This is a genomic window from Novosphingobium sp. UBA6272 (assembly GCF_002440635.1).
Classification (GTDB): Bacteria; Pseudomonadota; Alphaproteobacteria; order Sphingomonadales; family Sphingomonadaceae; genus Novosphingobium.
Map to the genome: position 1 here is coordinate 70,508 of NZ_DJUW01000002.1, position 14,000 is coordinate 84,507.

The window sequence follows — 14,000 nt, forward strand, 5'->3', positions numbered from 1 at the left end:
CATGAAGACGCTCGTTTGGGTCGAACACGACAACGCCTCGGTCAAGGATGCTACCCTGGCCGCCGTTACCGCCGCTTCGCAGATCGGCGAAGTCCACTTGCTGGTCGCCGGTTCGGGCTGCAAGGCCGTGGCCGATGAAGCCGCCAGGATCGCCGGCGTGGGCAAGGTCCACCTTGCCGATGACGCGGCCTATGCCAATGCGCTGGCCGAAAACGTCGCGCCGCTGGTGGCCAGCCTGATGGCCAGCCACGATGCCTTCGTCGTTCCGGCCACCACCACCGGCAAGAACATCGCCCCGCGAGTCGCCGCGCTGCTCGATGTGATGCAGGTGTCCGACATCCTCTCGGTCGAAGGGCCCAAGACCTTCACCCGCCCGATCTATGCCGGCAACGCGATCGCCACGGTTGAATCGAGCGATGCCAAGCTGGTGATCACCGTACGCGGCACCGCTTTCGCCAAGGCTGAAACCAGCGGCGGTTCGGGCAGCGTCGAGGCCGTTTCGGGCACCGGCGATTCCGGCCTGTCCAGCTTCATGGGGTCCGAAATCGCCAAGAGCGAGCGCCCGGAACTGACCAGCGCCAAGATCATTGTCTCGGGTGGCCGCGCGCTCAAGGATGCGGATACCTTCAAGGCCACCATCTTCCCGCTGGCCGACAAGCTGGGCGCCGCGATCGGCGCCAGCCGCGCGGCGGTCGACGCGGGCTATGTCCCCAACGACTACCAGGTCGGCCAGACCGGCAAGATCGTCGCCCCGGAAGTCTACATCGCGGTCGGCATCTCGGGCGCGATTCAGCACCTCGCGGGGATGAAGGATTCCAAGACCATCATCGCGATCAACAAGGACGAGGACGCGCCGATCTTCCAGGTCGCCGACATTGGCCTGGTCGCGGACCTGTTCAACGCGGTGCCGGAGCTGACCGGCAAGCTTTGATCCGAACCGACAGAAGAATTCGGAGAAGGCCCTGCATTTGCGGGGCCTTTTTCTTTCGGGTCAGGCTTGCTGTAAATGAATAGTGGTTTCCTCTGCCATACAACCGGTTAGGTTGATCACCTAGTGCTTGGAGACATCCCGATGTTGCGCAACATCATTCTGATTCCAGTGTCGCTGGCAGTAACAGTTCAGCCAGCCTTGGCGGCAGTGAAGCCCCCAGTTGCGCTTGCCAAAGTCGGCAAATGGGAGATCAACTATGACAAGGAAGCTTGTCACCTGCTTGCAAAGTTCGGGGCCAGCAAGGAAGAGACGATAGTGCGGTTGACGCGGTATCAACCTGGTAGCGTGCTCAATCTGACACTGTTTGGCCCGCTGTTCAACACGCAGGACCCTATGGCGACTGTGGAGGTGGGATTTGGCTTGGCCCCGGCCGTCAAATACGAGGCGGTAACAGGCACTGCCGGAAACAAGTTGCCACTGATGGTGGTGGGGACGGTGCGGTTGGACGGCTGGTTCAGCCGTGAACCACTGGCCATGCCCCCGAACGTAACGACCGAGCAGGAAGCGAGGGCTACGGCAATTGATCTGACACTGCCCGGCAAGCGGCGTTACCGCCTGGAGACAGGTTCATTGGCCGCGCCGATGCGCGCAATGCGCACCTGTGTAGACAATCTGGTCAGCAACTGGGGTTATGATCCGGCTCAGTATGCCGCTTTGCGTCAGGCTCCGGTGCCGGCATCATCACCCTCAACCTGGCTTGGCACCCAAGACTATCCCTACCGCTCACTCTACCGCGGGGCAAACGGGATCGTGCAATTCCGGCTGGCGGTCGATGCGGCTGGTGCCGTTTCAGGCTGCCACGTGCTCTACCGGACCAATCCTGATGATTTCGCCGATCTCACCTGCAAGCTGCTGACCAAGCGGGCGCGGTTCAACCCCGCACTGGACTCATCAGGAGCACCGGTACGCTCCTTTTATGTAGGCAAGGTCCGGTGGATAATCCCCGGCTAGGTCCGTTGATACAGCAGTAGAGGCGCCGCGCCCTCGCTCTCCTGCCGGCCATATTCGACGAACCCCAGGTGCCGCGCCAGCTTGTCCGAAGCGGCGTGGCCCTCCTCGATCATGCAGGCGATCCGCTGCTGGCCATGGGCGGCGTCGAACCAGGCCAACGCGGCTTCCATAGCCTCGCGGGCAATCCCCTGACCCCAGTGATCCTGGTGAACGATCCAGCCGGCTTCGGGGACATTGTCGAGGCCTTGCTCCGGGCCAAAGCCACGATGGCTTCGGAACACGCCGCAGGTGGCGATAATCTTGGACCCGCCCTGCAACCGGACATTGAAGATGCCATACCCGTAAAGTGCCCAGCCACCCGCATTGCGCAGCAGACGGTTGAAGGCATCCATCTCGGTCGGCACGAAGCTGCCGAGAAACCGGCGGGTTTCCTCTGCAAGGGTCAGGTCGAACAGATCGGCCAGATCGCCGATCTGCGGCTGCCACAGCTCGAGCCGCTTGGAGGTGAGAAGCGGCCCGGCGCTCATAGCAGTTGGTCGATCGCATGAATCAGCACCCCGACCAGCCCGCCGACCAGCGTGCCGTTGATGCGGATGAATTGCAGGTCGCGGCCGACCGCGCCTTCGATCCGGCCGGTAACGGTCTGGGCGTCCCACCGCTTGACCGTTTCCGAAACCAGCCGGACGATCTGATCGCCATAACGCACCGCCACCCCGACCAGGGTGCGGCGGGCAAAGCGGTTGATCTGATGTTGCAGCGCGGGATCGTCACGCAGGTGGCGGCCCAGTTCGGCCAGCGCTTCGCCGAGCTGACCGCTGCCTTCGCCGGCGGGGCGGCGCAGGCGGCCCAGCATGGCGCCGCGGAGCCGTTCCCATACGCCTTGCCACCAGTTCGATACCGCCGGATTGGCGATCAGCTCGCGCTTCATCCGTTCAACCTTGCCGCGCAGCTCCTCGTCGTGCTGTAGATCGTCGGTCAGTTTGGCCAGCCCTTCCTCGATCTTGCCGCGCAGCGGATGGTCGGGATCGACGATGACTTCGGCGAGAAGCTTGTAGAGCCCGTCGATCACCGATGTCGCCAGCCGCTCATCCAGCCCGGTCCAGCGCAGCACCGCATTGGCGCGGCGGTGGATCAGGTCGCGAATCAGCTCTTCATTGTCTTCCAGCGTCAGCCCGGTCCAGCGGATCAGCGAGTCCATCACCGGTAAGTGCCGCCGGTCGGCGATCATTGTGCGGAGCATCTGACCGAGCAAGGGCGAAACTTCCAGCTTCTCAAGCTGGCGGAACAGCCCGCTCCGCACCTGGTTGCCAAGCCGCTCGGGATCGAGCGACTCAAGCACCTGAGCGAGCAGTTCGGCCGCGCCGTCGCGCAGCCGGGTGCTGCCCCCTTTGGCGGGATCGGCCAGCCAGTCGCCCGCCGCTGCGGCCAGGTTCATGTTCGCGAGACGCCGCGCGACCACCTGAGGGGTCAGGAAATTCTCGCGCAGAAACTGCGCCATCGTCTCGGCGATGCGATCCTTGTTCTCGGGAATGATCGCAGTGTGGGGGATCGGCAGGCCAAGCGGGTGGCGGAACAGCGCGGTGACCGCGAACCAGTCGGCCAGCCCGCCGACCATCCCGGCCTCGGCAAAGGCCAGGACCCAGCTCCAGACCGGGTGGGAGTCCATAAAATGCCGCGCGACCAGATAGAGCGCAGCCATCGCCACCAAGAGGCCAGTGGCCATTCGGCGCATGGTGCGGGCCCGGTCGGGCAGTATTGCGGCGACCGGACGGCGCCAGCGCAGTCTGGGCGCCTGCTGGTTCACTCGGCCGGCAAGGGTCCGTCATCCCGCCGCGTGGCGGGGGTGGCGACGGGCTTGGTTGGATCGGGCACGGCGGCAGGCTGGGACTCGGCTTGCGCGCCGCCAGTCTTCGACGGCTCCCAGGTCAGGAACGTCCGGCGCAGCTTTGGTCCGATCCGCTTTTCGAACCCGTCGGCCAGGCTGAAACCCGCAGGCACGATCAGCAGGGTCAGCAGGGTCGACAGGATCAGGCCGCCCATCACCACGGTGCCCATCGGCTGGCGCCAGGCGCTGTCACCATGGATCGAAAGCGCGGTCGGAACCATCCCCGCGGTCATCGCCACGGTGGTCATCACGATCGGCTGCGCACGTTTGTGTCCGGCATCGACGATCGCCTGGTATTTCGGCACGCCTTTGGCCATTTCCTCAATCGCGAAGTCGATCAGCAGGATCGAGTTCTTGGCCACGATTCCGAACAACATCAGGATCCCGATGAACACTGGCAGGGTCACTTCCTGCCCGGCAATCCACAGCGCGATCAACCCGCCAAGCGGGGCCAGGAACAGCGACGCCATGTTGACCAGCGGCGAGACAAAGCGATGGTAGAGCAGCACCAGCACCGCAAACACCAGCAGTACCGCCGATCCCAGCGCAATCTGGAAACTGGTGATCAGCTCTTCGAAGATTTCGTCCGAACCAAAGGGCTTCTTGCTCAGACCCAGTGGCAGGTTCTCCATCACCGGCAGCTTGTCGATCGCTTGCTTGATCGGACCTTCCTGGAAACCCGGCGCCAGGTCAGCACCAACGAAGACGCGGCGTTCCTGATTGAAGCGGCGAATCGAGACCGGGCCGGAGCCATAGCTGACATCGGCGACCCGCGAGAGCGGCACCGAGCCGCCGCTGGCGGTCTGCACCGGCAGGTTCATGATCACCGACAGATCGCGCCGCGAATCTTCCGACAAGCGCACCCGGATCGGGATCTGGCGGTCAGAAAGCGAGAACTTGGCTGCGTTCTGATCGATTTCGCCGATCGTGGCAATGCGGATCGTCTGGCTGAGCGCGGCGGTGGTCACGCCCAGGCTTGCTGCCAGTTCCTGACGCGGGGTGATGACCAGTTCGGGTCGGCGGGTATCAGCGGCAACCCGTGGGGCAACCACCCCGGGGATCGATTTCATCTGTTCAGCCAGCTTTGCAGCGGTCGCCTCCAGCAAAACCGAATCCGCACCAGTCAGCATAACCGAGATCGGCCGCCCTATTCCCGGAGGACCCGCTTGGAACAGGGCCTGAAAGTTGACCCGGGCATCGGCAAATTTTTGCAATTCAGGAGTCAGTCTGCGCTCGAAATCCTGGCTGGTGCCTTCGCGGTCGGCCTTCAAGGTGATGAACAGCGAGCCATTGGCTTCGCGGACCCGCTCTTGAACCGTAAGAACTTCGGGCTGCTTCGCAATCAGCGCGGCAACCTGCGCCGAAACGTCTTCGGTCTGTTTGAGCGTGGTCCCCGGGACCATTTCGATCGTGATGCGGCTGAAGTCGCTGTTCTGCTCGGGGAACAGCTTTTGCGGCAGCACGCCAAACAACACGCCCGAAAGGATCAGCGCAAAGAAGGCTATTCCCAGCATCCAGACCCGGTGATCGCGCAGCCGCGCGTTGAGGCGCAGCGCCCAGAACCGGTTCCAGGCGAAGAACCCGGCGTCGCGCTGACGGATCGCCAGATTGACCAGCGAGACCAGCAAGGATTGAAGCAGGAATACCAGCCCGTAGGCAATCGGCCCGCCAAGGATCATGGCCGACAGGATCAAGCCCACACCCGGGCCTTTGGCAACTTCGCCAATTGCAGGTTCGCTGCGCATGATGAACGGCGACAGCGCCGCGAATATCCCGGCCAGCGCCGGCAACAGGTGATAGCCGGGCCGCCCGCGGACCGATTCAACTTTGGCACGAAACGCACGCTGCTTGTTGTTATCAAGGCTGAAGTGCAGGAGCCGTTCATAGCGGTCCATCCACGGCCCGCCGCCGTGCTCGGCAGGGCCGGCCGGCTTGAGGAAGTAGGCCGCGATCATCGGAGTGATCATCCGCGCGACCGCCAGGCTGATCAGCACCGACACCACGACGGTCCAGCCGAAGTTGAAGAAGAACTGGCCAGGAATCCCCGGCATCAGCCCGACCGGAAGGAACACCGCAACGATCGAGAAGGTGGTAGCCACCACCGCCAGGCCGATTTCGTCGGCCGCGTCGATAGCTGCCTGATAGGCGCTCTTGCCCATCCGCATATGCCTGACAATATTCTCAACCTCGACGATCGCATCATCGACCAGGACCCCCGCGACCAGGCCGAGGGCAAGCAAGGACATCTGATTAAGCGTGATCCCCAGCATGTCGATGAACCAGAAGCTGGGAATCGCCGACAAGGGAATTGCGATTGCAGAGATCATCGTTGCGCGCCAGTCGCGCAGGAAGAAGAACACCACGATCACCGCGAGGATCGATCCTTCGACCATCGCCGCGATCGAGCTGGTGTACTGTTCCTTGACGTAAGGCACTGTGGTGAACAGCTTGGTGAACTTGATGCCTGGGTTGTCGGCCTCGATCTTTTCGAGTCGAGCCACTGCCGCGTCATAGACCGACACATCGGATTCGCCGCGACCACGCTGGATCCCGAAAGTTACCGCCATCTTTCCGTTGGTTTTGCCAAGCGAAGTGACTTCGCTGTAGCTGTCGGTCACTTTGGCAATGTCAGCCAGTTTGATGACCCGGCCTCCGGCCAGCGGGATATCGGTCTGCGACAGCTGGTAGGCGGTCGCCGTATTGCCCAGCACGCGAACCGATTGCCGCGAACCGCCAATTTCCGAGCGTCCGCCCGCCGCGTTGAGGTTGAGCTGACGCAGGACCTGATTGATCTGGCCGGCGCTCACGCCGTTGGCCTGCATCTTGCCCGGATCGAGAATGACCGCGATCTCGCGGGTCACCCCGCCGCCGCGATTGACCTGGGCCAGGCCCGGGACACTGAGCAGGTTCTTTGTCACCGTGTCGTCGACAAACCAGGATAGCTGCTCAATCGTCATGTCGTCAGCAAGGACCGAGAAATAGCCGATTTCGTCACTGGAAATGTCGATCTTGGTCACTTCGGGCTCAAGAATTCCGTCCGGCAAGCTGCCCCGGACCTGATCGACCGCGTTCTTGACGTCGTTCAGCGCCTCGACGACATCGGTGCCGATTTCGAATTCGATCTCGGTCTGACTGGCGCCTTCGCGCGCGGTTGAGCTGATGCTCTGGACGTTCTGCAACGATCGCAGTGAAGATTCGACCTTCTGGGTAATCTGGTTTTCGATCTCGGTCGGTGCCGCGCCGGGCTGGCTGATGAAGACCACCACCAGCGGAAATTCGATATCGGGATCGTTCTGCACTTTCATTCGCGAGAACGTGACCATTCCGCCCAGAATCAAGGCTATAAACAGGACGATCGGCACCACCGGGTTGCGGATGCACCAGGCCGAGATGTTTTGAAAATTCATGTTTGCGCTCCCGCCCGGTTCCGCATCAATTGCGCGGCGCGACGGGTTTGATCGTCTCGCCCGGCTGGAGGAACCCGCCGGCCCGCACCACCACGCGTTCGGAACCGTTCAGACCCTCGGTGATCACGATACCCTGGGCGGTAATCTGGCCTTGCTTGATGGGCCGCCGTTCAGCCTTGTTGTCTTTGCCGACAACAAAGACGTAACTTCCCTGCGCATCGGACAAGATCGCGCTTTCCGGCAGAACTGAAGCAACCATGGTGCCCGACTTGATTGTCACTGAGGCAAAGCCGCCAGGGCGCAGTTCCGGGGCATAGGCCAACGCGATCCGCGCAGTGCCTTGCTTGGTTGCCGGGTCGATCACCGGAGCGATCTGCCAGACCTGGCCGCTAAAAGATTTCGCGGCTCCGACCGGCGTGACCGAAGCACTAACCCCCTGGCTCAGTGCGGCGAGGTCAGTCTCGCCGAGCAGTGCCTTGAGTTCCATTTCGCCGCCCTTGGCCAAGCGGAACAGCACGCCCGATCCAGCGCTGACGATCTGGCCGGGTTCCACCCGGCGTTCAAGCACCAGGCCGGCGGCAGGCGCGACAACGTTGAGTCGGCGAACCTGGGCATTGAGCACGCCCAGCTGCGCCTCGGCAACGCGGACCTGGGCAACGGCGCCATCGCGATTCGCGGTCAGCCGGTCGATATCGGCCTTTGACACGAAGCCCTTGCTGACCAGCTTGAGCGCACGATCGAGATTGGCTTGGGCGAGGCGGGCGTTGGCCTTGGCCACCTGAATCTGAGCGACCTGACTTGACTGTTGCTGGCTTTGGACTGAGCGGTCAATCACGGCGAGAACTTGTCCTGCACGGACCCATTGACCAGGCTCCACCAGCACGGCGACGATCTGTCCGCCCTCGCCAGGGACGCCGACCGGCATCTCGCGTCGGGCAGCAAGGGTGCCAGTCGCGGTGATCTGCCCTTCAATCGTCGTACGGCCAGGCGTCACCACGGTGACGACCGGCGCTTGATCCTTCTTGTCATCGGCGGGTGTCGCAGTGCCACTGCGGTTTACGTAATAGGCAATCGCGATGATCACCAGCAAGACCCCCAGGGCCAGCAGGATCAGGTTGCGGCGCGAACGGCGATCTTCCTCGCCGCCTTCCAGCAACGGATTTCCGGCTGCCCGTTCTGCCTCAATTCCCGTTTCGTAATTCATCACTCAATCGCCTTTGCCCCGGACCAGAAACGGTCGATCCCGCCGCCAACGGCAGGAAACCGGCCAAACTGTATTACATGGCTAACTCACTAACCGCAAGCCGCGAGTTGCGTCCGGCTTGGCTGCTTCGAGCCACTGTTGGCCTTAGTCGGGAAGCGGCACGAGGGCAATCACGGGGTCGGCAGACGGCAAAGGAGCTTCGGCAAACCGCATGGTGCAGAAACGGCAACGGCCGGGGCAGGTTTTCACCCGTCCCGGCCGCGCAGCCCTCCGCAGGAGGAATTCAGTACTTGAGCTGGCGTTCGTAGAGATCGCGGTAATGCTGGATCCGTGTGACCCGCAGGCCCTGCATGCCCGAACGATCAACCGCGCGCTGCCACGACGCGAACTCTTCGAGCGTCAGGTTGTAACGCTCGCAGACCTCGTCGATGGTCAGCAGTCCGCCGTTGACGGCGGCCACGACCTCGGCCTTGCGGCGCACCACCCAACGGGTCGTGGTCGGAGCCGGCAACGAATCAATGGTCAACGGCTCGCCAAGCGGGCCGATTACCATCGCGGGTCGAATCTTCTGGTTCTCGATCATCATTGTCCTCGACCGCCGGCGGTGGTTTTTCCGGCGAAGGCAGCTTCCATGCCTTGGGCACGTTTGCCATCTGCTAAATCAGTTCGGTTAACGGAGCGTGAGGTATTGGCCCCCGCTGAATTCCACTGTTCAAAACTGCCCGCCCGAACAGATCCGTTTCGCCCAAGCTCCCCTGCAGCTGCGTGCGCGGCGGTGAGCCGGGCGTGCAGGTCCGACCAGGCGAGTCCGGTTTCAACCGAACCCGGCAGCTGCGGCCCAAGTCGGCCGCGAAGGCTGGCAATAAGGTCTTTGGCGATTTCCATGAGCCTGCTTCTACGCGGCTATGGTCAAGATCGGGTAAAGCCGGGGTTTACCCCTCGTTGACATTGCTTACCGAATTGCAGCAAGCTTTCCCGCGCCGCCTTCCCGGTGTAAGGCGCGCCGCGATGACCCCCGCCCTGCCCCTTTCCGCGACCCTCCCGGACGCCGCCGAGCTGTTCCAGCTGTCTGGGCCGATGGCGGGGAAACGGATCGTCGTCGCCATGTCGGGCGGGGTCGACAGCTCGGTGGTGGCCGCGCTCGCCGCGCGCAGCGGGGCCGAGGTTCTGGGCGTGACGCTGCAGCTCTACGATTCGGGCGCGGCCGCCGCGCGCAAGGGCGCTTGCTGTGCCGGAGACGATATTCGCGATGCCCGCGCCGTCGCCGACCGGCTGGGCATTGCCCATTACGTGATCGATCACGAAAGCCGTTTCCGCGAAGAAGTGGTCGAGCGTTTTGCCGACGATTACCTTGCCGGACGCACCCCGATCCCCTGCATCCGCTGCAATATGGGACCGAAGTTCACCGATCTGCTGGCGATGGCGCGCGAGTTTGGGGCCGATTGCCTGGCCACCGGGCACTATGTCCGCCGCCAGATTGGCCAGGCCGGGCCTGAGCTACACCGCGCACTCGATCCGGCCCGCGACCAGTCCTATTTTCTCTACGGCACCACCGATGCCCAGCTCGATTTCCTGCGCTTTCCGCTGGGCGGACTGCCCAAGTCGCAGGTCCGCGTGATCGCCGAGGCCGAAGGGCTGCGGGTTGCCGCCAAGCCCGACAGTCAAGACATCTGCTTCGTGCCCGATGGCAACTATGCAAAGATCGTCCGCGCGGTCCGGCCCGAAGGCGGCGAGCCGGGCGAGATCGTTCATGCTCAGAGCGGCGCGGTGCTGGGTGAGCATCGCGGGATCATCCACTACACTGTCGGCCAGCGCCGCGGGCTGGAGATCGGCGGTCAGCCCGAGCCGCTTTACGTTACCGGGATCGATGCGCCGAACCGCCAGGTCCTGGTCGGCCCGAAGCACCTGCTGGCGGTCAGCGCGGCACGGATCAGCGAAACCAATCGAATCGGCCCGCTGCCCGATGCGCCGCTGACCGCCAAGGTCCGCTCGCTGGCGCGGCCAGTTCCGGTCGTGCTCGAGGGATTGCTGGGCGACGGCGCGGAGGTAACGATTCGCTTTGCCCAGCCCGAATATGGTGTCGCCCCTGGCCAGGCCGCAGTACTCTATGCGGGCGACCGCGTGGTTGGTGGCGGCTGGATCGAGACTGCCGAACCGGCCTGACCTGCAAAAGGTTCAGGCGCAGGGCTGGGCGATCAGGCTGCGACCGGCAAAGCTGACCTCGCCCAGCGAATCGGCCAGCGCGCAGTCACCGCCGCGAATCGCCGAGCCGTCGATAGTTGCGGTTCCATCGAGCGGGATCACCAGCAGGGGGCCGGCATAGCGGCGTAAAACTTCCGGATCGGGAGCGCCATCAACCCGATCGAGCCGGAAATGCGGCCCTTCGACCAGCCCGGCTGCACCCTCTTCTGCCACTTGACTGGCCAGACCCGGATCATACCGCTCGCCCAGCGCCACTGCCATGCCCGCATCAAGGTGCAGTTCGCGCGGACGGCCATAGTCATATAGGCGGTAGGTGATGTTGCTGTTCTGCTGGACTTCGATCAGGCTCAGGCCGGGCCCGATCGCATGAACCGTTCCGGCGGGAATATAAAAGAAGTCCCCGGCCTTGACAGGATGCCAATCGATCAGGTCCTCGATCGAGCCATCCAGCGCGGCGGCTCGCATCGCATTGGCGGCGATCGGACAGCGAAAACCGATGCCCAGTCTGGCGCCGGGCTCGGCCGCCAGAATCAGCCAGCATTCTTCCTTGCCGCGGTGGCCTGAAGGCGCCTGCGCGTCCGAAGGATGGACCTGCACCGACAGGGCCTGGCTGGTGAAGATGTATTTGACCAGCAGGTCATCGAGCCGCGCTGGCGGCTCAAACCAGACTTCACCGATCGTCTTGCCCGGCGGCGCAACGAACGGCGGCGGCAGATCCTGCCGTCCCCAAGGCCGTTCGACCATTCGGGTTGGCAGCTTGCCGCTCACTGGTTGGCGGCTCCATCGAGTTTGCCGACCAGCTGCGCTCCGGCGCGGGTCGTGACCAGCACTTCGTTGCCATCGACCACGATCACCACGTCTTCGAGCCCGATCGCGGAAACCCGCGGGCCATCGCTCTCGATCAGGACATTGCGGCAATCGACCAGTTCGGCGGGGCCCTTGACCGCGTTGCCCGACGCGTCGCGGGGCCGCGCGGCCAGCAGCGCATCCCAGTTACCGATATCTGACCAGCCCATCGCGGCCGGAACCATCGCGGCACGGGCGGTGTTCTCCATCACCGCATAGTCGACCGATTCGCTGTTGATGGCCGCGAAAGCTTCCGGATCGGGATGGAACCGTGCGCCTTGGCTGTGCCCGCCCGCTACAGCCTTGCGCGCCATAGCCGCAATCTCGGGCCGGTGCGCTGCCAGTTCATCCAGAAAGGTCCCGGCGCGAAAGGCAAAGATCCCGCCGTTCCAGGCATAGCCGCCGTCGGCCAGGAATTGTCTCGCCCGCTCAAGATCGGGCTTTTCGACGAACTGCGCCACCTTGAAGCCCAGCGCGCCAATCGGCTCGCCCCGGCGCAGATAGCCGAATCCGGTTTCAGGCGCGGTCGCTTCGATTCCGAAGGACACCAGCCAGCCTTCTGCTGCCAGCTCCGCCGCAGCATGAGCCGCAGCCTGGAATGCCGCGGCATCGGCAATGTGATGATCGCTCGGGCAGACCAGCATCACCGCGTCTTCCGGCAGGCGCAGCGCCGCCAACGCAATCGCGGCAGCGGTATTGCGGGCGCAGGGCTCGACGATCGTCTCTCCTCCCACGCCGGCGGGCCATTGCGCCTCGACATGGGCAAGATGCGCGGCGCCGGTCACCACGATCGGCACGGCAAAACCTGCGGCAGCAGGGCAGCGCGCGAGGGTCGCCTCGAACAGGGTGCCGTCGCCGACCAAGGGCAGGAACGGCTTGGGCTTGGCCACCCGGCTGCGCGGCCACAACCGTGTGCCGCTGCCGCCGCAAAGCACCACGGGATGGATTTGGGGGTTGTTCATGGCCAATCGACTAGCATAACTTCCACGCGATGGAATTGTTTCGGCGTCAGCTCTGCCACGGCTCAAGCTGGCAGCCCGGCCCTTCGCGGTAGGTTGCGGTCTGGCTGGAAAGCAGCGGAAAGCTGGCGGTGACGCTGCGGGCCTTGGCATCTTCGCTCAGGCGCACAAGCTCCATGCCCGGTTCGAAATCCTTCTTGCAATCGCTCAGCTCGCGCCCGCCGACGAACCGGCACGAGCAGGCGACCCGCGCACCATAGGCGGTCCCGGCCTGAGCATAGCCGTTGAGCGGCTTCCAGAACACTGCGAGCAGTGCCACGATAAGCGCCAGCCCCAGCATCAGCATGCGGCGACGCCACGGCGATCTGGTGGCAGGATTCGGTTTGACGGTTGCCATTGTCGAGCCTTTGGGCGAGGGAAGCGGGCACCATGCCCGGCGTTTCAAAGTCCTTTATCCTTCCCATGCTGGCTCTGCCAGCCCTGATCGGTTGCGGACAGCAAGCGCCGCAGCCGCAGCCGGAATTGGCCGAAGCCGCAGTCAAGGCGGTGATCGAAAAGCCCGGGGTCAACCGTGAGCAGCTGGCCCGATCGGTCGACACGCTGTTCAGCGCGCCCGAAAATGCAGAGACGCGGGCCGTGGTGGTGCTTCACAACGGCCAGATCGTGGCTGAACGCTATGCCCCTGGCTACCACGAAAATACCCGCTTCGTATCATGGTCGATGGCCAAGACGGTGACGGCAGTGATGATCGGGCAGCTGGTTGCAGACGGGCGGCTGCGACTGGATGAAAGCGTGCCGATCCCGGCCTGGCAGCGCCCCGGTGATCCGCGCGGTGAGATTACCCTGCGCCAGCTGTTGCAGATGCGTTCGGGCCTGCGCCACACCGAAGCCGGCGATCCGCCCTACAACAGCGACGAGGTGCGGATGCTGTTCCTCGACGGACGCGACGCCATGGCCGCCTATGCCGAGGCCCAGCCGCTGGAAGCCGATCCAGGTTCCAAGTTCGAATATTCTAGCGCCACGACAGTGATCCTGGCTGACCTAGCCACCCGCGCCTTGACAAGCAGCAACGATCCGCAAGAGCGGATCCGCATTGTCCGCGAATACCTCCGCACCCGCCTGTTCGAACCGATCGGCATGAAAAGCATGGTCCCCGAATTCGACGCCTCGGGCACCCTGATCGGCGGCAGCCTGATCCACGGCAGCGCGCGTGACTGGGCCAAGTTCGGCGAATTCCTGCGCAACCGCGGCGCGGTGAAGGGCGCCCAACTGGTTCCATCAGCCTGGATCGATTTCATGACCACCCCCAGCCCGCGCAACCGCAGCTATGGGGCGCAGACCTGGCTCAATCTGCCTGGACCGGACGGCTTGGTCCAATGGCCCGGGGCCAGCCCGGCAACCTTTTCAATGAACGGCCATCTGGGCCAGTATGTGGTGATCAGCCGGGACAACGGCGTGGTCGCGGTCCGGCTGGGCAAAACCCAGGACGGCGTGCACGAGCCTGTCCGTGCCGCGATTGCCCGGATTGTGACCCTTTTCCCATAGCGCCGCAATT

The 14,000-nt window shown here is 63.8% G+C and carries 13 protein-coding genes; 4 read left to right on the forward strand and 9 right to left on the reverse strand.

Features of this window, described 5'->3' with window-relative positions:
- Position 1: 1 nt before the first annotated feature.
- Together B2V17_RS01000 and B2V17_RS01005 are read left to right on the forward strand one after the other, a co-directional pair.
- On the forward strand, positions 2-931 hold the full coding sequence (locus tag B2V17_RS01000) for an electron transfer flavoprotein subunit alpha/FixB family protein (protein WP_292994256.1): 930 nt from the start codon (positions 2-4) through the stop codon (positions 929-931).
- Positions 932-1,072: 141 nt separating this feature from the next.
- Positions 1,073-1,942 carry an energy transducer TonB gene (locus B2V17_RS01005; protein WP_292994258.1) on the forward strand — a complete coding sequence of 290 codons (870 nt, stop codon included), beginning with the start codon at positions 1,073-1,075 and terminating at the stop codon, positions 1,940-1,942.
- Here B2V17_RS01005 and B2V17_RS01010 read toward each other — a convergent pair.
- From B2V17_RS01010 to B2V17_RS01035, 6 genes are all read right to left on the reverse strand, one after another.
- A complete protein-coding gene (locus B2V17_RS01010) occupies positions 1,939-2,469 on the reverse strand; it encodes a GNAT family N-acetyltransferase (protein WP_292994260.1) in 531 nt (176 codons plus the stop codon). The two genes, B2V17_RS01005 and B2V17_RS01010, sit on opposite strands and share 4 nt — an antisense overlap.
- The gene (locus B2V17_RS01015) at positions 2,466-3,674 is read right to left on the reverse strand and encodes a DUF445 domain-containing protein (RefSeq protein ID WP_292994750.1); all 1,209 of its coding nucleotides are present in this window, start codon (positions 3,672-3,674) and stop codon (positions 2,466-2,468) included. The genes B2V17_RS01010 and B2V17_RS01015 overlap by 4 nt, the downstream gene beginning before the upstream one ends.
- Positions 3,675-3,742: 68 nt before the next feature.
- Complete coding sequence (locus tag B2V17_RS01020) at positions 3,743-7,234, reverse strand: efflux RND transporter permease subunit (RefSeq protein WP_292994262.1); 3,492 nt, start codon at positions 7,232-7,234, stop codon at positions 3,743-3,745.
- A 25-nt stretch (positions 7,235-7,259) separates the two neighbouring features.
- Complete coding sequence (locus B2V17_RS01025; protein ID WP_292994264.1) at positions 7,260-8,438, reverse strand: efflux RND transporter periplasmic adaptor subunit; 1,179 nt, start codon at positions 8,436-8,438, stop codon at positions 7,260-7,262.
- A gap of 283 nt (positions 8,439-8,721) precedes the next feature.
- A complete protein-coding gene (locus B2V17_RS01030) occupies positions 8,722-9,021 on the reverse strand; it encodes a DUF1153 domain-containing protein (RefSeq protein ID WP_292994752.1) in 300 nt (99 codons plus the stop codon).
- Positions 9,021-9,323, reverse strand: a complete 303-nt coding sequence (locus B2V17_RS01035; protein ID WP_292994266.1) for a hypothetical protein — start codon at positions 9,321-9,323, stop codon at positions 9,021-9,023. Before B2V17_RS01035 ends, B2V17_RS01030 begins: the two co-directional genes overlap by 1 nt.
- 123 nt (positions 9,324-9,446) lie before the next feature.
- Between B2V17_RS01035 and mnmA the strand changes: the two genes are divergently transcribed.
- Positions 9,447-10,601 (forward strand): tRNA 2-thiouridine(34) synthase MnmA, encoded by a 1,155-nt coding sequence (gene mnmA / locus B2V17_RS01040; protein WP_292994268.1) that lies wholly within the window; start codon positions 9,447-9,449, stop codon positions 10,599-10,601.
- Between the two features lie 12 nt (positions 10,602-10,613).
- Here the strand turns inward: mnmA and B2V17_RS01045 are convergent, their stop codons facing one another.
- The 3 genes from B2V17_RS01045 to B2V17_RS01055 are packed head-to-tail and all read right to left on the reverse strand — an operon-like array spanning position 10,614 to position 12,842.
- Complete coding sequence (locus B2V17_RS01045; protein WP_292994270.1) at positions 10,614-11,408, reverse strand: class I mannose-6-phosphate isomerase; 795 nt, start codon at positions 11,406-11,408, stop codon at positions 10,614-10,616.
- The gene (locus B2V17_RS01050; protein ID WP_292994272.1) at positions 11,405-12,448 is read right to left on the reverse strand and encodes a mannose-1-phosphate guanylyltransferase; all 1,044 of its coding nucleotides are present in this window, start codon (positions 12,446-12,448) and stop codon (positions 11,405-11,407) included. Before B2V17_RS01050 ends, B2V17_RS01045 begins: the two co-directional genes overlap by 4 nt.
- A 46-nt stretch (positions 12,449-12,494) precedes the next feature.
- Positions 12,495-12,842, reverse strand: a complete 348-nt coding sequence (locus B2V17_RS01055) for a hypothetical protein (protein WP_292994274.1) — start codon at positions 12,840-12,842, stop codon at positions 12,495-12,497.
- Between the two features lie 32 nt (positions 12,843-12,874).
- Between B2V17_RS01055 and B2V17_RS01060 the strand changes: the two genes are divergently transcribed.
- Positions 12,875-13,990, forward strand: a complete 1,116-nt coding sequence (locus tag B2V17_RS01060) for a serine hydrolase domain-containing protein (protein ID WP_292994276.1) — start codon at positions 12,875-12,877, stop codon at positions 13,988-13,990.
- Positions 13,991-14,000: the final 10 nt, after the last annotated feature.

What these genes read in the sequence shown, in the direction of transcription:
- B2V17_RS01000 (WP_292994256.1), top strand. Translation starts at nt 2, where the DNA reads ATGAAGACGCTCGTTTGGGTCGAACACGACAACGCCTCGGTCAAGGAT.
- B2V17_RS01005 (WP_292994258.1), top strand. Translation starts at nt 1,073, where the DNA reads ATGTTGCGCAACATCATTCTGATTCCAGTGTCGCTGGCAGTAACAGTT.
- B2V17_RS01010 (WP_292994260.1), bottom strand. Translation starts at nt 2,469, where the DNA reads ATGAGCGCCGGGCCGCTTCTCACCTCCAAGCGGCTCGAGCTGTGGCAG.
- B2V17_RS01015 (WP_292994750.1), bottom strand. Translation starts at nt 3,674, where the DNA reads ATGCGCCGAATGGCCACTGGCCTCTTGGTGGCGATGGCTGCGCTCTAT.
- B2V17_RS01020 (WP_292994262.1), bottom strand. Translation starts at nt 7,234, where the DNA reads ATGAATTTTCAAAACATCTCGGCCTGGTGCATCCGCAACCCGGTGGTG.
- B2V17_RS01025 (WP_292994264.1), bottom strand. Translation starts at nt 8,438, where the DNA reads ATGAATTACGAAACGGGAATTGAGGCAGAACGGGCAGCCGGAAATCCG.
- B2V17_RS01030 (WP_292994752.1), bottom strand. Translation starts at nt 9,021, where the DNA reads ATGATCGAGAACCAGAAGATTCGACCCGCGATGGTAATCGGCCCGCTT.
- B2V17_RS01035 (WP_292994266.1), bottom strand. Translation starts at nt 9,323, where the DNA reads ATGGAAATCGCCAAAGACCTTATTGCCAGCCTTCGCGGCCGACTTGGG.
- mnmA (WP_292994268.1), top strand. Translation starts at nt 9,447, where the DNA reads ATGACCCCCGCCCTGCCCCTTTCCGCGACCCTCCCGGACGCCGCCGAG.
- B2V17_RS01050 (WP_292994272.1), bottom strand. Translation starts at nt 12,448, where the DNA reads ATGAACAACCCCCAAATCCATCCCGTGGTGCTTTGCGGCGGCAGCGGC.
- B2V17_RS01055 (WP_292994274.1), bottom strand. Translation starts at nt 12,842, where the DNA reads ATGGCAACCGTCAAACCGAATCCTGCCACCAGATCGCCGTGGCGTCGC.
- B2V17_RS01060 (WP_292994276.1), top strand. Translation starts at nt 12,875, where the DNA reads ATGCCCGGCGTTTCAAAGTCCTTTATCCTTCCCATGCTGGCTCTGCCA.